General features: G+C 42.9%; 28 protein-coding genes, 1 rRNA gene and 1 pseudogene. 23 read left to right on the forward strand and 7 right to left on the reverse strand.

Going from position 1 to position 25,990, the window contains the following annotated elements; all coding sequences use genetic code 11:
• Window positions 1-69: 69 nt before the first annotated feature.
• The 7 genes from mutY (at window position 70) to L6C30_RS05970 (ending at window position 5,762) form a co-directional block, all read left to right on the forward strand.
• Entirely contained in the window at window positions 70-1,104 is a 1,035-nt protein-coding gene (mutY, locus tag L6C30_RS05940; RefSeq protein ID WP_236162564.1) for an A/G-specific adenine glycosylase, read from the forward strand.
• A gap of 61 nt (window positions 1,105-1,165) precedes the next feature.
• Window positions 1,166-1,705: a M23 family metallopeptidase gene (locus L6C30_RS05945; protein WP_230245570.1), complete on the forward strand. Its 540-nt coding sequence runs from the start codon at window positions 1,166-1,168 to the stop codon at window positions 1,703-1,705.
• Between the two features lie 18 nt (window positions 1,706-1,723).
• Window positions 1,724-1,969: a hypothetical protein gene (locus tag L6C30_RS05950; protein ID WP_096902478.1), complete on the forward strand. Its 246-nt coding sequence runs from the start codon at window positions 1,724-1,726 to the stop codon at window positions 1,967-1,969.
• A 52-nt stretch (window positions 1,970-2,021) separates the two neighbouring features.
• Complete coding sequence (locus L6C30_RS05955) at window positions 2,022-2,585, forward strand: DNA-3-methyladenine glycosylase I (protein WP_236162565.1); 564 nt, start codon at window positions 2,022-2,024, stop codon at window positions 2,583-2,585.
• 94 nt (window positions 2,586-2,679) lie between these two features.
• Entirely contained in the window at window positions 2,680-3,702 is a 1,023-nt protein-coding gene (locus tag L6C30_RS05960; RefSeq protein WP_236162566.1) for an NAD(P)-dependent alcohol dehydrogenase, read from the forward strand.
• Between the two features lie 609 nt (window positions 3,703-4,311).
• On the forward strand, window positions 4,312-5,016 hold the full coding sequence (locus tag L6C30_RS05965) for an FKBP-type peptidyl-prolyl cis-trans isomerase (protein WP_236162567.1): 705 nt from the start codon (window positions 4,312-4,314) through the stop codon (window positions 5,014-5,016).
• A gap of 56 nt (window positions 5,017-5,072) precedes the next feature.
• Window positions 5,073-5,762 (forward strand): FKBP-type peptidyl-prolyl cis-trans isomerase, encoded by a 690-nt coding sequence (locus L6C30_RS05970; RefSeq protein ID WP_019838047.1) that lies wholly within the window; start codon window positions 5,073-5,075, stop codon window positions 5,760-5,762.
• 107 nt (window positions 5,763-5,869) lie between these two features.
• On the opposite strand, the gene murJ is transcribed toward L6C30_RS05970, so the two are convergent.
• Window positions 5,870-7,420 (reverse strand): murein biosynthesis integral membrane protein MurJ, encoded by a 1,551-nt coding sequence (gene murJ / locus L6C30_RS05975; RefSeq protein WP_230245572.1) that lies wholly within the window; start codon window positions 7,418-7,420, stop codon window positions 5,870-5,872.
• Window positions 7,421-7,470: 50 nt separating this feature from the next.
• Entirely contained in the window at window positions 7,471-8,070 is a 600-nt protein-coding gene (gene ampD, locus L6C30_RS05980; protein WP_230245573.1) for a 1,6-anhydro-N-acetylmuramyl-L-alanine amidase AmpD, read from the reverse strand.
• 177 nt (window positions 8,071-8,247) lie between these two features.
• On the opposite strand from ampD, the gene nadC reads away from it, so the two are divergent.
• Window positions 8,248-9,093, forward strand: a complete 846-nt coding sequence (gene nadC, locus L6C30_RS05985) for a carboxylating nicotinate-nucleotide diphosphorylase (protein ID WP_230245574.1) — start codon at window positions 8,248-8,250, stop codon at window positions 9,091-9,093.
• Window positions 9,094-9,199: 106 nt separating this feature from the next.
• Here nadC and L6C30_RS05990 read toward each other — a convergent pair whose 3' ends face one another.
• Window positions 9,200-9,403 carry a hypothetical protein gene (locus L6C30_RS05990; RefSeq protein WP_165492521.1) on the reverse strand — a complete coding sequence of 68 codons (204 nt, stop codon included), beginning with the start codon at window positions 9,401-9,403 and terminating at the stop codon, window positions 9,200-9,202.
• A 176-nt stretch (window positions 9,404-9,579) separates the two neighbouring features.
• Window positions 9,580-10,296, reverse strand: coding sequence for a ribonuclease PH (gene rph, locus L6C30_RS05995; RefSeq protein WP_004974074.1), 717 nt, complete (start codon window positions 10,294-10,296; stop codon window positions 9,580-9,582).
• Between the two features lie 202 nt (window positions 10,297-10,498).
• On the opposite strand from rph, the gene L6C30_RS06000 reads away from it, so the two are divergent.
• Window positions 10,499-11,155: a TetR family transcriptional regulator gene (locus L6C30_RS06000; RefSeq protein ID WP_236162568.1), complete on the forward strand. Its 657-nt coding sequence runs from the start codon at window positions 10,499-10,501 to the stop codon at window positions 11,153-11,155.
• Between the two features lie 112 nt (window positions 11,156-11,267).
• Here the strand turns inward: L6C30_RS06000 and L6C30_RS06005 are convergent, their stop codons facing one another.
• Window positions 11,268-11,888, reverse strand: a complete 621-nt coding sequence (locus tag L6C30_RS06005) for a thiol:disulfide interchange protein DsbA/DsbL (RefSeq protein ID WP_019837015.1) — start codon at window positions 11,886-11,888, stop codon at window positions 11,268-11,270.
• Window positions 11,889-12,069: 181 nt separating this feature from the next.
• On the opposite strand from L6C30_RS06005, the gene ubiG reads away from it, so the two are divergent.
• The 9 genes from ubiG (at window position 12,070) to L6C30_RS06050 (ending at window position 18,999) form a co-directional block, all read left to right on the forward strand.
• Entirely contained in the window at window positions 12,070-12,786 is a 717-nt protein-coding gene (gene ubiG, locus L6C30_RS06010; protein ID WP_019837016.1) for a bifunctional 2-polyprenyl-6-hydroxyphenol methylase/3-demethylubiquinol 3-O-methyltransferase UbiG, read from the forward strand.
• Entirely contained in the window at window positions 12,783-13,484 is a 702-nt protein-coding gene (locus tag L6C30_RS06015; RefSeq protein WP_236162569.1) for an HAD family hydrolase, read from the forward strand. Before ubiG ends, L6C30_RS06015 begins: the two co-directional genes overlap by 4 nt.
• 68 nt (window positions 13,485-13,552) lie before the next feature.
• The gene (locus L6C30_RS06020) at window positions 13,553-14,299 is read left to right on the forward strand and encodes a YciK family oxidoreductase (protein WP_236162570.1); all 747 of its coding nucleotides are present in this window, start codon (window positions 13,553-13,555) and stop codon (window positions 14,297-14,299) included.
• Between the two features lie 206 nt (window positions 14,300-14,505).
• Window positions 14,506-14,925 (forward strand): hypothetical protein, encoded by a 420-nt coding sequence (locus L6C30_RS06025; RefSeq protein ID WP_236162571.1) that lies wholly within the window; start codon window positions 14,506-14,508, stop codon window positions 14,923-14,925.
• Window positions 14,926-15,054: 129 nt separating this feature from the next.
• A complete protein-coding gene (locus L6C30_RS06030) occupies window positions 15,055-15,210 on the forward strand; it encodes a hypothetical protein (protein WP_230245577.1) in 156 nt (51 codons plus the stop codon).
• Between the two features lie 248 nt (window positions 15,211-15,458).
• Window positions 15,459-15,848 (forward strand): RcnB family protein, encoded by a 390-nt coding sequence (locus tag L6C30_RS06035; protein ID WP_070155776.1) that lies wholly within the window; start codon window positions 15,459-15,461, stop codon window positions 15,846-15,848.
• A gap of 196 nt (window positions 15,849-16,044) precedes the next feature.
• Window positions 16,045-16,428 carry an RcnB family protein gene (locus L6C30_RS06040; RefSeq protein ID WP_236162572.1) on the forward strand — a complete coding sequence of 128 codons (384 nt, stop codon included), beginning with the start codon at window positions 16,045-16,047 and terminating at the stop codon, window positions 16,426-16,428.
• 145 nt (window positions 16,429-16,573) lie between these two features.
• Window positions 16,574-17,920 (forward strand): amino-acid N-acetyltransferase, encoded by a 1,347-nt coding sequence (gene argA, locus L6C30_RS06045; protein WP_236162573.1) that lies wholly within the window; start codon window positions 16,574-16,576, stop codon window positions 17,918-17,920.
• A 401-nt stretch (window positions 17,921-18,321) separates the two neighbouring features.
• Window positions 18,322-18,999 carry a TetR family transcriptional regulator C-terminal domain-containing protein gene (locus tag L6C30_RS06050; RefSeq protein WP_236162574.1) on the forward strand — a complete coding sequence of 226 codons (678 nt, stop codon included), beginning with the start codon at window positions 18,322-18,324 and terminating at the stop codon, window positions 18,997-18,999.
• Window positions 19,000-19,078: 79 nt separating this feature from the next.
• Here L6C30_RS06050 and L6C30_RS06055 read toward each other — a convergent pair whose 3' ends face one another.
• Window positions 19,079-19,645: a 5'-nucleosidase gene (locus L6C30_RS06055; RefSeq protein ID WP_236162578.1), complete on the reverse strand. Its 567-nt coding sequence runs from the start codon at window positions 19,643-19,645 to the stop codon at window positions 19,079-19,081.
• Window positions 19,646-19,851: 206 nt separating this feature from the next.
• Between L6C30_RS06055 and ribF the strand changes: the two genes are divergently transcribed.
• The 5 genes and pseudogenes from ribF to L6C30_RS06080 all read left to right on the forward strand — a co-directional run.
• A complete protein-coding gene (gene ribF / locus L6C30_RS06060) occupies window positions 19,852-20,853 on the forward strand; it encodes a riboflavin biosynthesis protein RibF (protein ID WP_070155765.1) in 1,002 nt (333 codons plus the stop codon).
• A 66-nt stretch (window positions 20,854-20,919) separates the two neighbouring features.
• Entirely contained in the window at window positions 20,920-23,766 is a 2,847-nt protein-coding gene (ileS, locus tag L6C30_RS06065; RefSeq protein ID WP_236162575.1) for an isoleucine--tRNA ligase, read from the forward strand.
• Window positions 23,759-24,298, forward strand: coding sequence for a signal peptidase II (gene lspA / locus L6C30_RS06070; RefSeq protein ID WP_019837027.1), 540 nt, complete (start codon window positions 23,759-23,761; stop codon window positions 24,296-24,298). Before ileS ends, lspA begins: the two co-directional genes overlap by 8 nt.
• Window positions 24,291-24,773 (forward strand): peptidylprolyl isomerase, encoded by a 483-nt coding sequence (locus tag L6C30_RS06075; RefSeq protein ID WP_230245584.1) that lies wholly within the window; start codon window positions 24,291-24,293, stop codon window positions 24,771-24,773. Before lspA ends, L6C30_RS06075 begins: the two co-directional genes overlap by 8 nt.
• 427 nt (window positions 24,774-25,200) lie before the next feature.
• Window positions 25,201-25,398 (forward strand): annotated as a pseudogene (locus L6C30_RS06080) (IS3 family transposase); the annotation flags it as partial.
• A gap of 330 nt (window positions 25,399-25,728) precedes the next feature.
• Here the strand turns inward: L6C30_RS06080 and rrf are convergent.
• Window positions 25,729-25,843 (reverse strand): 5S ribosomal RNA (rrf, locus tag L6C30_RS06085).
• Window positions 25,844-25,990: the final 147 nt, after the last annotated feature.

Below are 25,990 nucleotides of genomic sequence, written 5' to 3' on the forward strand. Positions count from 1 at the left end.
TTTTTTTATGCACGTAATTCCCACGCCAGTTTGGCTATACTAAGCCGCTACTTTACAAACTGGGTTCGCATGACTGCTTTTTCATTTTCCGATGCTCTCCTCACATGGTTCGATCAACACGGACGCCATGACCTGCCGTGGCAAGTCGCCGATGATCCTTATGCGGTGTGGGTGTCTGAAATCATGCTGCAACAAACTCAGGTCAAAACCGTATTGCAATATTTTGAACGTTTTTTGCAGCGCTTTCCGACAGTGCAAGATTTAGGACGCGCAACTTGGGATGAAGTTGCACCATATTGGGCAGGTTTAGGCTATTACGCCCGCGCCCGTAACTTGCACAAAGCAGCAGCCATTGTGGCTCAACAAGGATATTTTCCAAACACACTGGAGCAGTGGATGGCTTTGCCGGGCATTGGTCGCTCTACGGGCGGTGCCATGATGTCGCTGGGTTTACGCCAATACGGCGTGATTATGGATGGCAACGTCAAACGGGTGTTGGCACGTTTTTTTGCTATTGAAGACGATTTATCTAAACCTGTGCATGAACGTGCCATGTGGCAACTGGCAGAACAACTCTGCCCCGATGTGCGTAATCACGACTATACACAAGCTATTATGGATTTGGGTGCCACCATTTGTACCCCCAAAAAACCACTGTGCTTATATTGCCCGATGCAACAGCACTGCAAAGCACATCAACAAGGTTTAGAACAGGAATTGCCCTTTAAAAAACCAAAAAAAGCTGTGCCTGTTAAAGCTGCACACGTCTTGGTGCTGCAATGTGCTGATCAATGGTTGTGGCAACAACGTCCCAATACAGGACTTTGGGGTGGACTCTGGTGCTTGCCTGTCATTGAAGATGCAAAAGCTTTTGAACAACTGTGTCAAAGCTTGCACCTTAAACACGTAAAGCAACGTGCACAGATTTCGCATAGCTTTACCCATTTCACTTGGCAGCTTGAAGCTCTTTGTTTTCAGATCGATGCTGATTTAAAAGAACACTTGGCAATTGAACTGAATGGAGAATGGCATAGTCCGCAACACGCCAGCGATTTAGGCATTCCAACCGCCATGAAAAAATTGATCTCGGCAATCAATCTGTGACATAGTCAAGCATCGTGATGAATGAAATTTTTGCTTTTCACTGCCATTACAAGGATGTCTTATGTTTCGATGGATTGCTGTTTTAAGCCTATCACTCTTCACTTTATTGATTGCGGCCTGTAGTTCTACACCGAAACGTCCCAGCTCCCCACTCCCGCCTGCCTTGGTGCAAAAACTCAATCAAATGAGTTTAAAAAACCGCTTACCCATTCCAGTACAGGGCATTAAAGCGAATCAATTGAATGACACTTGGGGCGCATCTCGTAGTCGCGGACGTTTACATGAAGGCATCGACATCATTGCTCCGAAAGGCAGCAAAGTGTATAGCGCCACAGAAGGTTTAATTGCAGACTTACGCGATAATCGCTTAGGTGGTAAAGTAATTTGGATATTAGGGCCTGCAGGCACTTGGCATTATTATGCACACTTAGATGGACACAAACGCGGTTTAAACGTGGGCGATTATGTCAAGGCAGGAACGCATATTGGCTATGTCGGCAATACAGGCAACGCCCGACACACTGCCGCACATTTGCATTACGGACTTTATTTAAATGGTAAAGGACGCGGCGCAGTCAACCCTTATCCTTATTTACGTTAATTTTGTTAGGAACATTTCATGTCTGAAGCCTTGATAAATCGATTGGTGGAATTTGCAGAATCTGGCAATCAACAAAAAATTGTGTTGACAGGACAAGTCCACCAAGGCTGGGTCATGGAAATTACTGAAGATGCCCTGCTCATCAGCACAGGTTATTCAGATAAAGTCGGTAAAGACAACTGGATTTCCTTTCACGATCTGCAACAGGCAGAACTATATTACTGGGATAACCAAAACAACCAATGGGCAGCTTTTCAGCTTTAAGTCCTTCCCATTTATATATATTCAGCTATCTATTCAACAAGGAGCATGACCCATGACGATACAGCGCTGTGGCTGGTGTTCCGATGATCCGCTCTATATTGCCTATCATGATTTAGAGTGGGGACGAGCTGTATTTACCGAAGCGCATTTATTTGAAATGCTGTGTTTAGAAGGACAGCAAGCGGGCTTGTCTTGGATTACTGTATTAAAAAAACGTGAAGCGTATCGTCAGCATTTTTTCCAATACAGCATTGCTGAAATTGCAGCCCTCAGTGATGACGATATCGCACTTAAATTACAAGATGCTGGATTGATTCGACATCGAGGTAAATTACAAGCGATTCGTGACAACGCACGGGCATGGCAGAAACTAAAAGACGCCGATATAAACGTCGTGACTTGGATTTGGGATTTTGTCGCTCAACAACCTTTTAGGAATGATGTGCCTGACTATCGTCTTGCACCTGCACAAACCGACGCCAGTGTTGCCATGTCGAAAGCCCTAAAGAAAAATGGTTTTAAATTTGTAGGCCCGACCACCTGCTATGCTTTTATGCAAGCTGTAGGCATGGTCGATGATCATGAAAATCACTGTCACTTTAAAACAACATCTTAAAGCAACATCCAAGCTTTAGTATTCAAAACTGCTCAACCCATAATAGCAAGATCACCAATCAATACAGTCAGCCTTATGACAAGGACGGTGCAATATGAGTAATACCATTCGAGCCTATGCCGCAATGCAGGCAGGTGAAGCCCTGCAAGCCTATCAATTTGATGCGGGTGAACTGCAGGCGCATCAGGTAGAAGTCAAAGTCGAATATTGTGGCTTATGCCATTCCGATCTTTCAGTCATTCAAAATGACTGGCATTCCTCAGTATATCCTGTGGTGGCAGGACATGAAATTATTGGCACGATTACTCAATTGGGCAGTGAAGCCAAAGGCTTAACCATGGGGCAACGTGTAGGCATTGGCTGGACTGCAGACAGTTGCCAACACTGCGATGCCTGTATTGCAGGCGAACAAGTGCTGTGCAGCAATGGCACCACCGCAACCATTGTGGGACATGCAGGTGGTTTTGCCGATAAAGTCCGTGCAGGTTGGCAGTGGGTCATTCCATTACCCGATGAGGTCGATCCTGTCAGTGCAGGGCCTTTGCTCTGTGGTGGAATTACCGTATTTGATCCGATCTTGAAACATCAAATTCAGGCAGTACATCATGTTGCTGTGATTGGTATTGGCGGTTTGGGGCATATCGCCATCAAATTATTAAAAGCATGGGGCTGTGAAATTACAGCGTTGAGCTCCAATCCAGACAAAACTGCAGAATTATTGGCTATGGGTGCAGACCATGTCGTGAACAGCCGTGATGCTGCTGCGCTTAAAACCCAACGTGGCAAGTTTGACCTGATTTTAAGTACGGTAAACGTAAGCTTGGACTGGAATGCTTATTTAAGTACGCTGGCACCGCATGGCACTATTCACATGCTAGGTTTAGCGCTGGAACCCATGCCTATTAAGGCAGGCAGCTTGATTGGTGGTGCAAAATCAGTGACGGGGTCTTCAACAGGTTCACCAAAAGCTCTGCGTCAATTACTACAATTTGCAGCACGCAAACAGATTGCCCCGCAAGTCGAAGTTTTTCCAATGTCACAGATCAATCAGGCCATTGAACATTTGCATCAAGGCAAGGTTCGCTATCGGGTGGTGTTAAAGGCCGACTTTGACTGATTTTTAAGTTAAATCAGGATAGTCAAATATATTTATGTCTCTCTTTATTTAGGTAAAACCGCTCATCTAAAAACCTAGATCACATGAGGATACTCGGAAGTGTCATCCACAACCTGAGCAAAAACAAGCACTGCTTTGTTTGCAGCGCAAGTCAACTGTGGATGAATAGTTCTAATATGGCGAATAAATAAGTGGTAATAGCACAGCATCGCAAGATGGTTTTCTTGCGATGCTTTCAACTTTTCATTTTACCGAATGAGAGTATATTTCGTAAAAGTGGGTCGAACCGAAGGTTAATCCAATTATTGGACGACAAGCCCACAGAACGCTGTCTTAATCATTTTACGATTACAATAAAAATTTACCTGCAGCTCAAACTAAATCAGAATTTTCTTAAATTGCTCACAGCGAATCCTGAATTGATAAGATTTATGTATAAAAAATGTTTTAGATATTCAGTCTGTTATAGAATAAACTGCGTAAGCAGCATATATTAAAACGTTGAATCGATACCTACTTCAACGCAGGTATCAAAATAGAAAAGTCTGTAAAAAAGTCTGCTAAGATGAATGCTGCTTTTTTAACTATAAAATGAATTTGAGAAAACCTATGAGTAAAGCCTTACCCATCGCTGTTGCTGTAATTTTAGGCGGTGCTGCACTTGTTCCTGTTTATTATGCCTCTCAAAACCCTGCGGTTGCGACTTCTAAGGCGTCTGCAAATGCCTCAGCCGTTGAAAAAATCAGCTACGCTTTGGGTTATGAAGTGGCACATCAAACCCCACCAGAGCTGGACATCAACAGCTTTGTAACAGGTGTACGTGAAGGTCATGCGCGTAAACAACCTGCTTATACCGAAGAAGAACTACAAAAAGCCTATGAACAGTTCCAGCAAGAGTTGCAACAAAAACAAGCGACTCAAGCACAAGCTGCCCAAACTGCCAGTGATTCATTCTTAACTGAAAATGGTAAAAAAGCAGGCGTACAAACTACAGCATCTGGCTTACAGTACCAAGTCGTTAAAGAAGGTACAGGCAAACAGCCAACAGCAAGCTCTGTGGTGAAAGTGCACTACACGGGTAAACTGGTCGATGGCAAAGTATTTGACAGCTCAGTGCAACGTGGTGAGCCAATTGAATTCCCTCTGAATCAAGTCATTACCGGCTGGACTGAAGGTTTACAGCTGATGAAAGAAGGTGGTAAAGCTACGTTGTATATTCCATCAAAACTGGGCTACGGCGAACAAGGTGTACCCGGCATGATTCCTGCCAACAGCACTTTAATTTTTGATGTTGAACTGATTGAAGTGAAATAACAACATCACCCTTTCAGGAGAGCTTGGCTCTCCTGTATGGTCTTAGGACGTAAAGAATGAAAAAACACCTTGCCCTTGTGTGTATCGCACTGCTCAGCAATGGCAGTTTTGCCAAAACCGTAACTAATAAAAGTCCTGTTGCAGATCAGGTCGGTTATAGCTTTGGTTATTTAATGGGGCGCAGTAATGCGGAAACCTTAAAAGATATTGATATCGAAGCCTTTATTGCTGGCTTAGAAACGGCAACTCGAGACCAAACTGCTAGTTTAAGTGATGAAGAAATGGCACGCGTGCTGACTCAATTCAAAAAGCAGGCCGAAGCCAAACAACTGATGGAGCTTAAAAAAGTAGCCGATAGCAATGCCAAAATTGGAGAAGCCTTTTTAAACTCAAATGCCAAAAAAGCAGGTGTCCAAGTCACCAAATCTGGACTGCAATATCAAGTATTACAAGCGGGTTCGGGCAAATCCCCCAAAGCCACCTCTACCGTTAAAGTGCATTATGAAGGTCGTTTAATTGATGGTACGGTATTTGACAGCTCCATTGCTCGTGATCAGGCTGCTGAATTTCAGGTGAGTCAAGTCATTCAGGGCTGGACAGAAGGTTTACAACTAATGAAAGTCGGTGCCAAATACCGCTTCTTCATTCCTGCTGCATTGGCCTACGGTCAAATTGGCTCAGGTGATGCCATTGAGCCAAACAGTACACTTATTTTTGATGTGGAACTCTTAGAGATTTTAAAATAATCACCGCTCACACTTTTGATCAAGCGCTGAGAGAAAAATACCGCAATTTAAATTGCGGTATTTTTTTACTTTGATGTTTGGGATGCATTCAACAGCGATTTCTGTATTTATGGTTTTAAATGACGTGGTCTAAAACCTGTTGCCAATAAACCAATCGCATACGCCAGTACCCCTACCACACATAGTGCAGTCACTTCAGCGACACGCATCCACTGTGATACATCACCGTTATACCAAGTTAAGGCGTACCACAACGCAGCAATCATCACCGCATTGGCAACGGAAAATTGCAGAATAAGTTTTTTCCAGTGTGCACCAAAACGGAAAATCTTACGCTGATGCAAATAAAAATACAGCATGCCAGCATTGACCAAAGCCGAACCTGAAGATGCCAACGCCAATGCCATGTGCTCAGCTTCCCAATCAATCAGTTTAAAGAAGCCAATGAACACCACGTTTAAAATGGCATTGGCTGCTACGGCCATTAAACCAACACGTACTGGGGTTTTGGTGTCTTGCTGCGCATAAAAGCCTGGTGCAAAAACTTTAATCAACATGAATGAAATTACCCCTGCACTCATACATTGCAAGGCCAAAGCCGTCATTTGAGTGTCTTGAAAGGTAAACTGACCACGCTCAAACAAGGCCTGAATAATCGGGGTAGACAACATAAACAGTGCAATACTGGCAGGTACACCCACCAAAATAATCACCCGTGCCGCCCAGTCCATCATGCCACGGAATTTATCCATATTCTGTTCTGCATGACGTGCAGACAGTGACGGTAAAATCACTGTACCAATCGCGACACCAATTAAACCTAGCGGCAACTCTGTCATACGTTCTGCACTATACAACCAAGATACCGAACCATCCTGCATAAAAGAGGCCCAAATGGTATTGAGTAACAGGTTAATTTGCGTGACCGACACCCCAAACAAGGCAGGCAGCATCAGCTTCATAATCCGATCCACACCTTCGTGTTTAAAATCAACCTTGGGTGGAATCAGCAGTTTTTTACGCCACAATTCAGGAATTTGAATTGCAAGTTGTAAAGCCCCCGCAATAATCACCGCCCAACCCAGTGCCATAATCGGCTCTGCCATGTACGGAGTAAGCCATAATGCACCTGCAATCATCGCCACATTCAGCAATACAGGTGCAAAGGCAGGCGTGGTAAATGAGCCATAGCTGTTCAAAATACTGCTGGCAAATGCCGTCAGCGACATAAACAACAAATAAGGAATGGTCAGGCGGAACATATCGGTGGCTAGCGCAAATTTTTCAGGGTCGCTATGGAAACCCGGTGCGTAGATATACATCACCGCAGGCGCAGCCACCATGGCGGCAAAGGTTAGCCCTGTCATTACCGTCATTAAGCAGCCAAAAACCCGACTAATTAAAATTTGTACTTCGGCATGAGTGCGGCTGGTTTTATATTCGGTCAATACAGGAATAAAAGCCTGCGAAAATGCCCCTTCAGCAAATAGTCGCCTGAAAAAGTTCGGAATGCGAAACGCCACCACAAAGGTATCGAAATCTTTACCTGCACCAAACACATTCAACAACACCACATCACGGACTAATCCTAGCACCCGTGACAGCATGGTCATTGCACTGACAATAAAGGTCGATCGCCAAAGCGCCATCGTTACCACCCAATTAAAAATTTAGTCGCTATTGTAATCAAAGCATCAACAAAGTTTTGTTATTGATTGATCAATTTTTCCTGTGATGTCGAAGCTTTAAGTTGAGATAACTGTTCACGAAAATACTGCCAGTCAAAATACGGCCCCGGATCAGTTTTGCGTCCCGGTGCAATATCAGAATGTCCTGCAATATGCTGTTGAATACTCGGATAGGCCTGCTGCAAACTGTGTACCACCTGCACCAAACTCTGATATTGCGCTGTTTCAAAAGGCAAGTCATCACTCCCTTCCAACTCTATCCCAATTGAATAGTCATTACATTCAGGCTGTGCCAAATAACTAGAACGTCCCGCATGCCACGCCCGATCTGCAAAATTAACAAATTGCAGCACCTCGCCTGTTCTTAAAATCAGCAAATGTGCCGAAACCTGCATGCCCTGAATGGTCTGAAAATAAGGATGCTGCGACCAATCCAGTTGGTTCTGAAAAAATTGCACAATATAACCGCCACCAAATTGTGACGGCGGCAAACTAATATTGTGAATGACCAGCAATTGAATCTCTTGGTCTGTCGGACGGGCGTTGAAATTCGGAGATGGGACTTGTCTTGCCCCTTGTAATTGACCCTCAACCACCTGAAACGACGGCACATGCTGCATAAGGCAATCCCCAAACCATTAGAATAGAAAACTAGAACAGAAATTTCAGTTTAATGCCAACACGTGACAATGAACATCTTAAATTACACCCGAACGTGGCTAAAAAACACATCCAGACGCAGAACAGTGTTAATATAACGCGCAATTTTCATGGGCAAGATCGACACGGAAAATCTTATGAGCATCTCTCCAGCTTTGCTTGAACAATCCATCCGAATCAATATTCAGCAAGCCTTGCAAGAAGATATTGGCGATGGTGATATTACCGCATTATTGACCCCTGAAGATGAGCAGGCCACTGCTACGATTATTAGCCGTGAAGATATGATTTTGGCAGGTCAACCGTGGGTAAATGCCCTGATTCAAGCATACGATGCCAATGTGCAAGTCACGTGGTTAAAAAATGATGGCGACCATGTTGCTGCCAATGAAGCCTTTTTGAAATTGGCAGGTTCTGCACGCAGCCTGTTAACCGTAGAACGCCCTGCGCTGAATTTTGTGCAAACCCTGTCTGCTGTTGCGACCAAAACCGCAGCCTATGTACAACAACTCGAAGGCTTAAACACCAAACTGCTAGATACCCGTAAAACCTTACCGGGTTTACGCATTGCACAAAAATATGCTGTCTCGGTCGGTGGTGGACAAAACCATCGTTTAGGTTTGTTTGATGCCTTTTTGATTAAAGAAAATCACATTATGGCAGCAGGTGGCATTACTCAGGCGATTGCCAAAGCACATGCCATTGCCCCGGGCAAACCTGTAGAAGTTGAAGTGGAAACTTGGGATGAACTGAATCAAGCCCTTGAAGCCAATGCTGATATTGTAATGTTGGATAACTTTAGCCAGCAACAAATGATTGAGGCGGTCAAGCATGTAGCAGGTCGCTGCAAACTTGAAGCGTCGGGCAACATCACCATTGAAAATTTACGTGAAGTGGCTAGTACAGGCGTAGATTATATTTCGATGGGTGTTTTAACCAAAGATGTCAAAGCTGTGGATTTATCAATGCGTTTTAATGCGTAAACGATTACTTTTAAAATTAAGGGTGCAATCTGCACCCTTAATTTTTTCCAAAAATTGATTTTAAGGAGGCAAATGAGCCTCCTTTTTTTATGCCTCAATTTTGAATTTAATCATCGTCCTTGTTGTCGTTGTCGTTGTCGTTGTCGTTGTCGTTGTCGTTGTCGTTGTCGTTGTCGTTGTCGTTGTCGTTGTCGTTGTCAGAAGCTTGACCGAGTACACTACGATTGTCTTCATTTTCACGCTCAGTACGTGAATCACATGCAGTTAAAAACAACATCATGGCAGACATTAAAATAATCAATAGTTTCATGCTTTCCTCCTCTTTTCATTCAAGCTCTTTGCATACAGTTTTCCATCTTAAAAGAACGCATCCTGCAATATTGTAGCTTTTTGCTTCATGCCTCCTATCGCAATCCACGCGTCATCCATAAAAAAACGCATCCGAAGATGCGTTTTGAACAGTGCTGCAATCTTAGAAAACTTGGCTTACCAGCCCAAAGCCTGCTGCTGTTTTTTCACCAATTCCTGAATGCCTTTTTCTGCCATTTCCAACATGGCATTACATTGCACACGATTAAACGGCTTATCTTCAGCAGTACCCTGAATTTCAATAAATTCACCTGCTTGGGTCATCACCACGTTTAAATCTGTCTGGCAATTTGAATCTTCTTCATAGCACAAATCCAATAACACTTGGTCTTGGTACATGCCCACAGAAATTGCAGCCACCAAACCCTTTAATGGATCATGCTTAATTTTTTTCTTTTCTAGCAACACATTCATGGCATCAATCAACGCCACTGCTGCACCTGTAATGGCTGCCGTACGCGTACCACCATCGGCCTGAATCACATCGCAGTCAATAGTAATGGTGTTTTCGCCCAATTTTTTCAAATCGACCATAGCACGTAAGCTACGACCAATTAAGCGCTGAATTTCCTGTGTACGCCCGCTTTGTTTACCACGTGCCGCTTCACGGTCACTACGGGTATGCGTTGAACGTGGCAACATGCCATATTCTGCAGTTACCCAACCTTGTCCCTGCCCTTTTAAAAAACGAGGTACAGAGTTATCAATACTTGCAGTACACAAAACTTTGGTATGACCAAACTCTACCAACACTGAACCTTCAGCATAGCGAGTATAGTTACGGGTAATTTTTACCTCACGTAATTGATCTAAAGCTCGTTGGTCAATACGCATAATGTGTCCTATTTTTGACTCAAATAAATTGCCCGCAAGTATAACAGATGCCACCGCGCAGGTCGCTGATCCAAAGCTTGTCGTGTTCTGTTTCGGTAAATTTTAGCTGTATTTTATAAGGTAGCTTCATTCATCTTTTAGTATTATCCTGAAACACAGGTTTTTGTTAGACTGCGTGGCACTTGCAGAATCAGGAAATACAATGTCGATTCGGGAAGAACGAAAACAACAAAGTCGTCAGGCAATTTTTGATGCAGTGCTACACCTCAGCAGCGCAGGGCGTGCATTTAGTAGCATTAGCTTAAGGGAAATTTCACGACAGATTGGTCTCGTGCCCACCGCGTTTTATCGGCATTTTCAAGACATGGATGAATTGGGGCTAGATTTGGTCGATCAGGTTGCCTTGCACATTAAAGGGATTTTAAATCAATTGGGTCAAGACTATTTATACCAACCCGATGCACAGACCGAAACGGCACTGACCCTGTTTTTTAAATCGGTCTATCATCACCCACAACAATGGATTTTTTTAATTTCCGAACGCTGGGGCGGTTCCGCTGTTTTACGCCAAGCCATCGCCCGTGAAATTGATTTTTTAATTGAAGATTTAGCCAATGAATTACAACGGGTCGAAAGCGTACAACATTTTCAACATGCTGAAGACTTGCACATTTTGGCCAATATTTTAATTAATTTATTGTTAAATTGGGCAATGAGCTGGATTGGTTTAGAACGCCAATTTGAAGCCGAAAAGCTACCAGAACAACAGCAGCGTTTTATTCAACAAACCATTACCCAAGTACATTTATTATTTCGCGGCGTTTATCACTGGCAACGTCCACAGCCTGTTGCAGATTAAACATACAACAGGCTTTTAACCTGCATTAAAAAACCGCAATGACATTACAATCATTGCGGTTTTAGCGATGCGCTGCCGATTCAGCATCACATCATCTTGTTATTGCATCTGCTTATTTCTTGGCTTTACGCTCTTGATCAACCAAGTAGTTGACTACTTGAATCACTTTGCCGTTATCGCCTTGCACGATATATTTACCATTCACCACCACCGCAGGTACGCCTGTCAATTGGTACTGACGCGCCAATTGTTTGGCTTGTGAAATTTTAGAGGTGATCGCAAACGAGTTAAACATACTGTTAAATTTCGCTTCAGGTACACCATATTTCACAAAGAATTTAGCTTGTGATTGCTGGTCAAAAATTTGCTGACCTTTGTCATGAATGGCATGGAAAAGTGGCAAGTGAGTTTTCTTACGCACACCCAAAGCTTCAGACACATAATAACCACGTGCATTCATTTCCCAAACAGGGTTCATGGCCGCAGGGGTACGCACAAAATTCACATCTTTAGGTAACTGGCGTAACCATGTTTGCATATATGGTTCTAAAGTAAAGCAGTGACCACAGCCATACCAAAAGAACTCACGCACTTCAATTTTACCCGGTACATCGATCTTACCTGGGTTAGCGACAACGCTATAATCTTTACCTGCTACAAAATTTGCCGCCATAGTGCTACCAGAAATAGCAAAGATGGCAGTTGCCAAACTACCTAAAAGGAATTTTTTCATTGCGTTTATAATCCTCTAAATCATTCTGTTTAGTGTATGGCAACACTATAAATCAATTATGCCGATTTCGTTTTCCTTCTGTGAACTTTTTTACAGCTTTTATCGCTTTTTTTAGAATTAACGCTACACTAGGATTTATACATATTTTTACTATCATCACGATTAAATTGAGGTGACACCCATGTCGCATTTGAATGTTGATCCACAAGAAATTGCCAAATTTGAAGCATTTGCTGCCATATGGTGGGATCAGCATTCCGAGTTCCGCCCTCTGCACATGATTAATCCATTACGCTTAAACTGGATTGATGAACACGCAGGCGGCTTGGCAGGCAAAAAAGTACTAGATGTCGGCTGCGGTGGTGGTATTTTGGCTGAAAGCATGGCGCGTCGCGGTGCCAATGTGCTTGGAATTGATATGGGCGAGGCACCTTTAAACGTGGCACGCCTGCATGCAGAACAAGAAGGCGTACACAATATTGAATATCGCCAAATTCCTGTTGAACAACTGGCTAATGAGCAAGCTGGTCAATACGACGTGGTGACTTGCATGGAAATGTTAGAGCACGTACCCGACCCTGCCTCAATTATTCAAGCCTGTCAAAAACTGGTCAAGCCAGGTGGTCATGTATTTTTCTCGACCATTAACCGCAACCCTAAATCATACCTATTTGCCATTATTGGGGCAGAATACGTGCTGCGCATGCTGGCCAAAGGCACACACGATTATCATAAATTTATTAAACCATCTGAATTGGCGCATGACATCCGCCAAGCAGGCTTAAAACTAAAAAATATGACGGGCTTACACTACAACCCGCTCACCAAGCGCTATTGGTTAGCACCAAATGTGGATGTGAACTACATGGTCTATACGGTCAACGAGGCAACAAAATGAAGGCGGTTTTATTTGACCTCGATGGCACCTTAATTGATACCGCTGCAGATTTTATTCGCATCATTCAAGACATGTGCCGCGATAAAGGCTGTGAGATTGTGGCAGCAGACGCCATTCGCACACAGGTATCTGAAGGTGCACGGGCAATGGTCAAACTGGTCTACCCAGAACTTGATGTAGATGACCCTGTATTTCTGGCCCATCGACAGCGTTTTTTAGACCTGTACGGCGCAGATATTGCAGTCGAAACTGATCTGTTTGAAGGCATGTATCCCCTGCTTGAAGCGTTAGAACAGCGTCAAATTCCGTGGGGCATTGTGACCAATAAACCGCGTTGGCTTAGCGAAGCGCTGCTCAAAGCACTGAATTTAACTGAACGCTGTGCCGTTTTGGTCTGCCCTGAAGATGTTAGCCGTACCAAACCAGACCCAGAACCTATGTATTTGGCGGCCAAACAGATTGAAGTTGCCCCAGAAGATTGTATTTATGTAGGTGACCATCCACGTGATATCGATGCAGGCCGCAATGCCAATATGTATACGATTTTAGCCGCTTACGGTTATTTACCGTTACAACACAAAGATGACTTAACAGCATGGCAAGCAGATTGTATAGTAGATTCAGTGACTGAATTACATACGGTTTTAAACAAAATGGTGTTACAGGTTAGCTCGCAAAACTGCAGCACCATTGCTTGAATCAATCCTGCAAAGCGATGACATGAAACTCAGCCCATAAGCAATCAGAAATGAACAGGAGGGAGCCCATGAAATATTCAGAATATCAACCTCGCCCCGATCTTCTCAAAGATCGTATTATCCTCATTACAGGTGCGGGTGATGGTATTGGACGAGCGGCTGCCCTCAGTTATGCACTACATGGAGCAACCGTGGTACTGCATGGTCGTACTCTCAATAAACTTGAAGTCATTTATGACGAAATTGAAAGTTTAGGCGCACCGCAACCTGCAATTTTGCCACTACAGCTTTCGAGTGCTTCACCGCGAGATTATGAATTATTAGTCGATACCCTAGACAAACAATTCGGACGTTTGGATGGTATTTTGCATAATGCGGGCATTTTGGGTGAACGGACTGAGTTGGCAAATTACCCTGCCGATGTTTGGGATGATGTCATGGCCGTGAATTTACGTGCGCCATTTGTACTCACTCAGGAATTATTGCCGCTTTTGGCAAAATCGGAACATGCTTCAGTGGTGTTTGCCAGTTCTGGTGTAGGTCGTGAATCACGTGAACGCTGGGGTGCTTATTCGGTGTCTAAAATTGCAATTGAAGCAGTGAGTCAATTATTTGCCAAAGAAAACGTGCATCCAAATATTCGCTACAACTGCATTAACCCGGGCGCGACCCGCACGGCCATGCGCGCCAAAGCCTATCCAAATGAAGATCCAAAAACTTTACCTACACCCGATGCCATCATGCCGGCCTATTTATATTTAATGGGCGATGACAGCTTGCACATGAATGGTCAAAGTATTGATGCACAGGATTAGTCCTGTCATTTGATTCTAAGAAAGGAAGCGCGTGCTTCCTTTTTTATGGACTTAACCTAGCATATTGCCAATATTTGCACATTGATTTGCGGTAAAATGGCATCACACAAGCATTTTGAGGTTTTTATCCTGCCTATTTTGACAGCACAAAGCCTGATTGCCATGCTTCCACATTTCCATTCAACCTCAACGATGCAGAGAGCAACATGACTGAATTAAACAACATCACAGTGACACCACTTGAAGATGGTATGGTGTCTTTATTCATTGATGGTCAGCCTATTTCTGAAAAATATGGCATGAAGTTTGAAGCCAGCATCGTAGATGACATTCAGGCACTCGACAACGGTCAGAAAATCAAACTGTTTGATCAGTTTGTGTTTTCACATACCGATCTTAATTTTGAACATGCTTACTACTATGTTACAGGCATTGAGAAATTGGACAATGCCTACAAAGTGGTTAAAAACTTTGTTTATCGTATTAAAATTGAAGGGCAACCTGAAATTGAACACGTGATTACCAAACAAGGTACACCAATGAGTACTGAAGATGTGCGTGAATTTATCAATGCACATATTCAAAAATCACTGACCGACTACACCGATTTAAACTACGCCTATTAAGCAAAAATCACGGCAACGGCGGAACAAATCGTTTTATCAGATTGTTTTCATAAAATTATACGGTTTTTCAAATCAATATAAATCACCTATGCTTGATGCATCTCCCCAACAAGCATTAGGTAAATTGTGATGACTGATATTCAACGTAAAACTGCCGTGATTCAAAGTATTGAAAACTTACAATTAGGTCAGCATTTAATTGTGGCTTTAGATGATCGTGAAACAGCCGAAAGTATTGCCATTGCTGTGCAATCCTTACAAGGCTTAACTGAACATTGGAACTAGAGCAGACCATAGCCGTACGCTGCTATGGTGATGCCTCATCCTTTCCTTAGCACAACAAAATCATCCTGCCCCTATTTTCTGAGCAATACTTGCTGCAAATTTCGTATTTTGTCGCATAATAGAATCAATGCCGCGCTGCATCCTGCAGATGCGTATTTAAAAAATTCATGTGCTTTCTTCACAGTTTCTCTGCATTTAATGGTTAAAGTATGAACTGTGATATGAAGATGAGAGAATGAGGGGTTTAGATGAAAAAGATTTTGACAGTTCTGGCAATGTCTTTCAGTGCTTTACTAAGCAGCAATTTTGCAACTGCCGCTCCTCAATTTGATCGAGACTCTGCTGACCATCCTCGTAACCAAGCACACAATAAACGTGAATTTCGTGGTGATTTTGAAGAGCGCATGCAAGACAAACGCCGCATGCGTGAAGAACGTGGTGTGAAACGTCTACAGCAACATAAATGGCAAACGGGTTATGTCATGCCGCAGCATTATCGTGGCAATGGTTATAAAGTCGATTATCAGGAACATAACTTGCCCCGCCCTGAACGCAAACAGCAATGGTACAAAATTAACCAAGACTACATTTTGGTCGATGTCGAAAATCACCATATTTTACGTATCGCAGGTTTATAGATCTACTCGCTACACAATAGCTAAATACATAGCCCAAAGACCTCTTTGGGCTTTTTTATAGGATAATGTCCTGCGTAGGCTCTCCTTGTTTTCTCCATAAAATTCACAATTCACCTCTATTTCCACCATCGTTTATCTTGAGTATTTGATTAATTTGGACACATCTACCCCATATTTAAAACTGAAGGTAAGTCGCATGAAAAAATTACTCAGCACCTTAGCACTGTCTTTAAGCGCAATCATGGCAACATCGGCTATAGCAGCACCCGACCATCATTATGATGATCGTCGTCATCAAGCAAATGCTGGCTACAAACATCAGGACAAGCATTGGGACAATCCACGTCATCCTACACAGTGGGAACAAAAGCGTTATGATCAAAAACGTGTAAATCCAAGTCGCGACTGGCGTGTAGGGCAAAACCTTCCACGTGGATATGACGCGAACCGCTACAAAGTCAGTGATCGTGAAGCACGTCGTTTACCTAACACAGGGCGCTTTCAGCAGTGGTATAAAGTCAACGGTGACTATGTCCTGATTAATGAACGTACCCAGCGTATTATTCGTATTATTGGCTAAAACCGTTCAGCCTGAGCTGAAAAATAGCATTTCTCCACAACACCTGAAGCACCATTCAGGTGTTTTTTTATATTTAGACTTCCGCTATAGAATTTTTTGATTAGAATCAAAGACAGCACCATCGACCATTACAGCAGGCCAACGAATGACTCCGACTGAAAACCCGCACAGCACAACCTTACAATATGTGCATTGGTTTAGACATTCTGCGCCTTATATCAATGCTCACCGCAATAAAACCTTTGTCATTATGTTCGATGGCGAAGCAGTTTTGCATGAAAACTTTCAGCACATTATTCATGATATTGCCCTGCTGCACTCGCTTGGTATTCGTTTAATTTTGGTACATGGTGCGCGTCCACAAATTAATCAAAACTTAGAATCCAGCCAAATTGATACACCGTTTCATTTGCAACGTCGTGTCACCACGCGTGAGTCTTTATCTTGTGTCATGAATGCTGTTGGTTCAATTCGCCTGCAAATTGAAGCTTTATTGTCGATGGGGCTAGCGAACTCCCCGATGTACGGCGCACGGATTGATGTGGTTTCGGGCAATTTTATTACCGCCAAACCGTATGGTATTCGTGATGGGGTCGATTATCAACTGACTGGCGAAGTCCGCACGGTAGATGCAGATGCCATTCAACGCCATTTAGAAAATTATAATATTGTGTTACTCGGTCCGACAGGTTATTCCAGCACAGGTGAAGTATTTAACTTGTTAGCCGAAGAAGTGGCGACTAAAACTGCCATTCAATTAAAAGCCGACAAACTGATTTTCTTAGGCGCGCAGCACGGCTTACAAAATGCCGAAGGTCAATTGCAACGGGAAGTTCATCCTCAACATTTAAATCCCTATATTGAAGATGCTCAGCGACATCAGCCTGAACTGGCTTTACATTTAAATGCAGCACAAGAAGCTTCACTCAACGGCGTTCATCGTGTGCATTTGATTTCTTATGCTTACGATGGGGCTTTACTCGAAGAACTGTTTACCCGCGATGGTTCAGGGACAATGGTGAGTGATGCACACTATGAAGAAGTCCGCATGGCCAATATTCAGGATGTAGGCGGTTTAATTCGTTTATTACGTCCTTTAGAAGAAGAAGGTGTGCTGGTTTATCGTTCACGTGAACGTCTGGAAAATGAAATTGGCCAATTTGCAGTGATTGAACGTGACGGCATGATTCTCGCCTGTGCTGCGCTATATCCAATTCCGACCACAGGTCATGAACTCAAGTCTGCTGAAATTGCCTGTGTTGCGGTACATCCTGCTTATCGTAAATCGAACCGTGGTCGCCAAATTTTGGATTATTTAGAAGATAAAGCCAAAGCCATGGGCATTCAGCAATTATTTATTTTAACCACCCGCACCGCACACTGGTTTTTAGAACAGGGTTTTGCACCTGCCAGTGTTGATGATTTACCCGATGCACGTCAGGCTTTATATAACTATCAACGCAACTCAATTGTTTGTAAAAAACGGCTCTAAGTGAGATTTTTTTTGCACGTTTAATGACACAGCATAACCAAAACCCAAAGATGTTTCACGTGGAACATGCTGCCGATTAAATCAAGTCAGCACGACAGTGTAGGGATGATCAAAATTGGCAGCACTCACACCACTGCTTAGTTTTTTTAGATAAATTTGATACAAGGCAGAAAAAAACCTTACTTTTACCATTTATAAATAAAATCAAAAATCGCCCATCATTTAGTCAAAAAATATCACGAAATAAACTCCGCTATCCGACTCATACCTTTCACGGATTGAAGAGCTAAACTACAGAATAGACTAAAAATATTCTACAAATACATCTTTAAAAGATGCACAAGCCTTATGATTTGCCGTACAATAAATAATTCCTTTTTTTCATTGTTTTAAAATTACGAATGGAACAAAAAAAGAGTACACAAAAACGCCATCAGCTTCTCAATGCCGCGCTCGACGTATTTTCTTTATACGGATTTAGTGGCGCGAGTTTGGACGAAATCGCACAAATTGCAGAGATGCATAAGTCGAATATTTTCTATTATTATGAAAACAAAGAAGCCTTATATGTTGAAGTGCTGACCACAGTACTGCAAAAATGGCTAGCACCTTTGCAAATGCTCGAAGCTGAACTCGAGCCTGATGAAGCAATCACCAATTATCTGCTGCAAAAAATTGAGGTTTCACGTACTCAACCCAAAGCATCACGTCTATTCGCATTAGAAGTGATTCAAGGGGCACCACATATTCACGAAATTTTAAAAGGTCCTCTGAAAAAACTAGTCAAACGCAAAGCCAAAGTCATTACCATGTGGCAAGAGCAAGGCAAACTGTCTAAACAGATTGATCCTGAATTGCTTATTTTGAATATTTGGGCGATTACTCAAAACTATGCCGACTTTGCAACGCAAATGGAAATGGTGACAGGTAAAACCCTGCGCAACCGCAGCATGTTGCAACGTGTCTTGCAACATACGGTTCACATGATGCTCTACGGTATTATGCCGCGTCAGGACGAAGTGGATGCACCCCAAGCTGCTGTGAATACTGCCGCACCTAAACAAGAATCAGAAGATTAATTGCGCAGCACTAACTAAGATATGCACTTTTACTCACGACCCTAGTTATGACTAGGGTCGTGGCGTTTTTGCAACGATATTATTTAAGACCCTGATACAAAGACAATAGTTTTTGCGCACCCAACAACAAGTTTTCTTCCCAATCTAAATGCGCTGTATCATTGGCGCCATCGGTAATATATTTGACCGACAACATGCGTACCCCTAATTTTTTACAGACTTTGGCGATGGCATAGCCTTCCATATCGACCAACTGACATGGCACTTTCGGCGTCCCCGTTTCAAAGCTATCTCCCGTGCCACAAACACCACTCGGCAAATGCTCAAAATACCGTTGCAAATGAATTTCTGCAGGATATTCCTGATCCATTGGCGTGACTCCCACCTGAAAACCCAACGGTGAAACATCCATATCACGCTGCACAAACTGACAGACTTCTACCAAAGCATGTGCATCAAAATATGAGCTGCCAGCGGTGCCTAAATTCAATAAAGTTTTACAACCTGTCTCTTGAATCACTTCAAAGGCTTTAAACGCAGCATTGACCTTACCAATGCCACTGTAATGCACCTGAATCCCTGCCTGCTCAAACAAACCCTGAGATTCACTGGGCAATGCCATAATTAAAGCGAAATCAGAATTCACCATTTTTTACTCTTGCAGATCATTAAACTCGGCACATTAGAAAAGAAATTTGAATGCGGTGCAAACCCCATTGCGCTTTGCAGATTAAATTGTCGGATTTTTCCTAATTTTCAGATAATTTTTCAGGTTAAAAACACAACAGCAAGACGAAAGCGCGAGAATATGGCAATATATAACCCTTACAAATTTTCAACTTTCATCCGATCATGCAGCTGCTCCGCCTGAATGCTTTATCTTCTACCACTGACCTCGCCCAAACTGCCGTAACCATTGGCAATTTTGATGGTGTGCATGTCGGTCATCAGGCGATGATTCAACAGCTCAAAGCAGTGGCTGCAGCGCAACAGCTCAAAACCGTGGTGATGTTGTTTGAACCTCAACCACTGGAGTTTTTTAAAGGCTACGATGCACCACCACGCATCAGCTCTTTACGGGAAAAAGTCGAGTATTTGACCGAATTGGGTATCGACTACATTGCCGTGGCCAAATTTGACAATCATTTCCGCAGTTTAAGTGCCGAAGCCTTTGCAAAACTTTTAAAAGAGACCCTGAATGCCTCGCATTTGGTCTTGGGTGATGACTTCCATTTTGGAAAAAATCGCCAAGGCAATAGTGACTTTTTGCGCAACTATGGCTTTCAGGTTACCAATTTAAGCACAGTAAATTTATCGGGTGAACGGGTCAGCTCCACACGTATTCGCCAAACCCTACAAGCAGGTGACTTGGCACTCGCTGCCCAATTGCTCGGACGTCCTTATAGTATTACGGGGCGCGTACAATATGGCGATCAAATTGGTCGTACCCTAGATTTCCCCACCATTAACGTACGTTTAAACCGTTATAAACCTTGTTTGAACGGTATTTATGGTGTTGAAGTGGTCTGTGAAACCACTTCCTTAACCGACACAGTCAGCAATGCACATCCTAGCAAAACAGGTGTTGTAGGCTACAGCCCAAACAGTTTATTTGGTGCAGGGCATGTCGGAACGCGACCTGCCATCAAGCAAGAACATCCCGAATGGCGATTAGAAGTACATTTCCCCAATGTTTCTGCTAATCTGTATGGCTTATTAATGCGGGTCACATTTTTAAACTATTTACATGGCGAAAAAAATTACCCTTCGCTTGAAGCACTCAAAGCGGGAATTGATGATGATGTTGAAAAACTTCTTGAATTTCGACAAGATCATCCAAGTTTCCCTTTTTAATTTACCCTAAATATTTAATGTAAAACGCGTCAGTCCATGGGCTGATTCAACTGGAAGACAACTTGCATGAGCGATAAGCAAACTCCTGAAAATGCAGTGGATTATAAAGCCACGCTAAACCTCCCAGGTACTGAATTTGCAATGAAAGCAAATCTCGCAGTACGTGAAGCGAAATGGTTAGAAGAGTGGTATGCCGACAACATTTATCAGCAGATTCGTGCATCGCGTATTGGCAAGAAGAAATATGTGCTTCACGATGGCCCTCCATACGCCAATGGTCAAATCCACTTGGGTCACGCGGTCAATAAAGTCCTAAAAGACATCATCATTAAAAGCCGTGTCATGGATGGCTATGATGCCCCTTATGTTCCAGGTTGGGATTGTCACGGTTTACCAATTGAACTTAAAGTAGAAGAAAAAGTGGGTAAGGTGGGCGTTAAAGTCGATGCTTCGACTTTCCGTAAAGCCTGCCGCGAATATGCTTACACCCAAGTCGAATTACAGAAAAAAGACTTCGTGCGTATGGGCGTATTTGGTGATTGGGACAACCCTTACCTCACCATGAACTTCAAGCAAGAAGCCGACATCGTGCGTTCATTGGGTGCAATTGCCAAAGCAGGTCATATTGAACCAGGTCTTAAACCTGTAAACTGGTGTTTGGACTGTGGTTCTGCATTGGCAGAAGCCGAAGTTGAATATGAAGATAAAAAATCCGATGCAATTGATGTTGGTTTTGCTGTGGTCGATTTAGCCGATTTATCTGCACGTTTGGGTGTGCAAATCAATGATGCTACTGACATTGTGATTTGGACGACCACACCGTGGACTTTGCCTGCTAACCAAGCCGTTGCATTGCATGCCGAAATTGAATACCAATTGGTGAAAGCACGTGCCGATGACAAAGCACCACAAAACTTTATTTTGGCCAAAGAATTGGTACAGTCAGCGACTGAACGCTATGGTTTTAGCAGCTATGAAGTGTTGGCGGACTTTACAGGTGACAAACTCGAAAACCTGATCTTGCAACATCCACTGATTCAAGCACGTCAAGTGCCTGTGATTTTAGGTGAACACGTGACCGCAACAAGCGGTACAGGTGCAGTACATACCGCGCCTGGACATGGTGTGGACGACTATAAAGTTGGCCTACAATACAACCTAAAAGTTGACAATCCTGTTGGTGGCAATGGCGTATATTTACCTACTGCACCAATCTTTGCAGGCGAACACATCTACAAAGCCAATCCACAAATTATTGCGACTTTGGCAGAAAACAATAAGCTTTGGGCACATCACCCAATCAAACATAGCTATCCACACTGCTGGCGCCATAAAACTCCAATTATTTTCCGTGCTACACCACAATGGTTTATCAGCATGGATGCCAAAGGTTTACGTCAAGGCGCACTCAATGCAATTGAAAATGAGATCAGCTTTGTACCAGATTGGGGTAAAAACCGTATCCAAGCGATGATTGAAGGTCGCCCAGATTGGTGTATTTCTCGTCAACGTACATGGGGTGTACCAATTCCATTCTTCGTGCATAAAGACACCAATGAATTGCACCCACGCACCCCTGAATTGATTGAAGAAGTTGCGAAACTGATCGAACAAGAAGGGATTGATGGTTGGTATAACCGTGAAGCTAAAGACTTCATTGGCGATGATGCCGAGCACTACAATGCAGTACGCGACACCTTAGACGTTTGGTTCGACTCAGGTACGACGCACTATGCGGTTCTACGTGAGCGTGAAGAGCTGCAAGACCCAGCCGATTTGTATCTTGAAGGTTCAGACCAACACCGTGGTTGGTTCCAATCTTCATTACTCACCTCGATTGCAATCAATGAACGCGCACCATACAAAGGCTTGTTAACCCACGGCTTTGTGGTCGATGAAAAAGGTCGCAAAATGTCGAAATCGTTGGGTAACATCATTACCCCACAAGACATTATTAAAGACATGGGTGCAGACGGTTTACGCTTCTGGATTGCATCGGCGGATTACCGCTATGAAATGACCGCAGGTAAGGAAATCTTTAGCCGTGCCTCTGACGGGTATCGTCGTATCCGTAACACCTTGCGTTTCTTGTTGGCCAACCTAAATGGCTTTAAACCGTCAACAGATGCGCTTCCTGTTGATCAATTGATTGCTTTAGATCAATACATCCTGCAACGTGCCGCAGAAGTACAGAAAACTATTCAGCAAGCCTATGAAGATATGAACTTCCATATCGTGACCAGCGCACTGACCAATTTCTGTATTAATGACTTGGGTGGTTTCTACCTCGACATCATCAAAGACCGTCAGTACACCACCAAAGCGGACTCGCAAGCACGTCATTCTGCACAAACTGCTTTGTATCACTTGGTTCAGGCTTTCGTTCGTTGGATGGCGCCAATCTTAAGCTTTACGGCACAAGAAGCATGGCCGCTCATCCCTGAGCAATCAGAAAAATACGTGTTCACTGCAGAGTGGTATGAGATTCCAGTGGCTTCTGAAGCCAATATCCTAGCAGAAGCGCAATGGCAAACTTTGATTGCTGTTAAATCTGCTGTCAATAAATTCATTGAAGCTGCACGTACCGCCAAAACTGTCGGTTCCAACCTGTCTGCCAAAGTTGAACTTTGGGCCAATGACGAACTCAAAGCCGTATTGGATAAACTAGGCGATGAGCTACGTTTTGTCCTGATTACCTCACAAGTGATTGTGAATGGCTTTGATGCTGCACAAGGCGAAGCCTCTGATTTAGATGGCTTTAACGTGAAAGTTTCTGCAGCAGATGGCGAAAAATGCGTACGTTGCTGGCATGTACTCCCTGATGTGAATACACATTCTGCACATCCAGGTTTGTGCTCACGTTGTATTATCAATCTACCAACAGGTCAAGGCGAAGAGAGAAAATATGCCTAATCCACAACACAAAAAGGGCTTATTCCAGTTCTATCTACATAATTTATGGTGGGTGGGCTTGTCTATTGTTGCGATTATTCTCGATCAATGGACCAAATGGATTGCAGTATCGTATCTGAATTACGCAGATCCTGTGCCTGTATTGCCTTTTTTGAATTGGACTTTACTGCATAACTATGGCGCTGCCTTTAGTTTCTTGTCCGATGCAGGTGGATGGCAACGTTATTTCTTTACCTCACTAGCAGGTTTAGTGTCTGTAATTTTTGTATTTTGGCTAATGCGTATGCCAAAAAATGTAATTGTACTGCCTTTAGCGATTGCCTTAATTTTAGGCGGTGCGATTGGGAATTTAATTGATCGGGTCAGCCTTGGCTACGTGGTCGATTTTATTCACGTGTACTATAACAACAGCCACTTCCCTGCCTTTAATATTGCAGACAGTGCCATCACGCTTGGCACAATTCTGCTGTTAATTGATACGTTTTTCCTAGAAAAACACCGAATTGAACGAGCGCAGGCGCAACATGACTGAAATTATTAATCCAAATGATGAAACTCGTATTGAAGATGGCTCAAAAGTCGAGTTGCACTTTTCTGTCGCCATTGAAAATGGTGTAGAAATTGACAACACCCGTAGCCGCGCTGAACCTGTAAGTTTGGTTATGGGTGATGGTAGTTTGTTACCTGGTTTTGAAAAGTCATTATTTGGTTTACGTGCAGGTGACCGCCGCACCGTGAGTCTTCAACCTGAAGATGCATTTGGTCCATGGAATCCTGAAAACGTACAAACTTTTGATACGGTTAAATTTGAGCAACGTCCAGTTGAAGGACACATGATTGAGTTTGAAGATAAAGCCAAACAAAGCCTCTATGGCGTGGTGAAATCTGTAAATGATGATGTGACCGAAGTAGACTTTAACCACCCTTTAGCGGGTAAAAATATTACCTTTGAAGTGGAAATCTTTAGAGTCACCCCTGCAGGACAACAAGGCATTAAATTGATGTAATCAATTTACATACTTGCTGTATCTTGCTGCTGTCCAAATCCCCCCAAGTACAAGAAAATGAACTCGGGGGATTTTTATTGAAAAATATAATTATTAAATATAATCAACCACTTAAAATTAAATAAATCCAGTTTATTGATCTTTATTTTGCGGATATGCCGCTGTACGTTTTCGCTTACATGCACTGCAGAAAATTGACGCTAGGCTAAGTTAAGCTTTCCTTTTATATTTAACTCATACAGAAACAGGATGTTTCTAAAAGCAAGAATAACAATAATAAATAAAATAACGGCAGGACGCTGAAAGGTATAACAGGAGTAATACCTAAACATAAATCTGAAAAAGCCCTGACATGATGTTGGGGCTTTTTTCTATCTGTTTTTTGTCCCGACCTGAAGTAAGTTTACACATTTAAGAGGCTTATTTTATGGAACATGAACGAGAACAAAGAGTTAAACGTACACAACGTGATTATAGCTTTGCCTTTAAAATGATGGTTCTACATGAAGTAGAAAAAGGGCAAATTACTTATAAACAAGCTCAGGTAAAATATGGTATTCAAGGAAGATCAACTGTGCTGGAATGGTCACGCAAGCACGGACAACAGGACTGGACTTCGGATATCTAAAGATCTTGGCTTATTTAGTATTTGAGTGAGTTTAACAATCTGCTGAAAAGGACTCATACCTTGTAATGTCTTAGACAAAACCTTGTTCGATGAATAAATATTTAAGCGTTTTAAATCTGATAACAAGGTTTGTTGAATAATTTTTAATCCTTAAGGAATAAATTAAGGTAGCTTAACCAATCCATCAAGTTGAAATTGTTGGTCCAAATCAGCTAAATAAGAAGTATCCATATTCATTAAGTCCATTTAATGAACTCATTATTATAGCGCTTATTTTAAAACAATAAAAAACACCCCCAACGTTTGTTGAGGGTGTTTTGAATAATGAGCTGGCGATGACTTACTCTCACATGGGTAACCCCACACTACCATCAGCGCGAAGAGGTTTCACTTCTGAGTTCGGGAAGGGATCAGGTGGTTCACTCTTGCTATTGTCGCCAGCACAACTGTTATGGACTTGTTCGGGTCTTAGTTACTTTGCTTTTGCATGTAATGCCTTACTTGGTTCCAAATGAGTTATTAACAGGTTGGCTATTGGGTCTGAATTTTATTGTTTAGCCTTAACTAAATCAAGTTTTCGTCTGATCGT

The sequence above is a fragment of the Acinetobacter sp. KAM396 genome, assembly GCF_021602765.1.
Taxonomy (GTDB): Bacteria; Pseudomonadota; Gammaproteobacteria; order Pseudomonadales; family Moraxellaceae; genus Acinetobacter; species Acinetobacter towneri_A.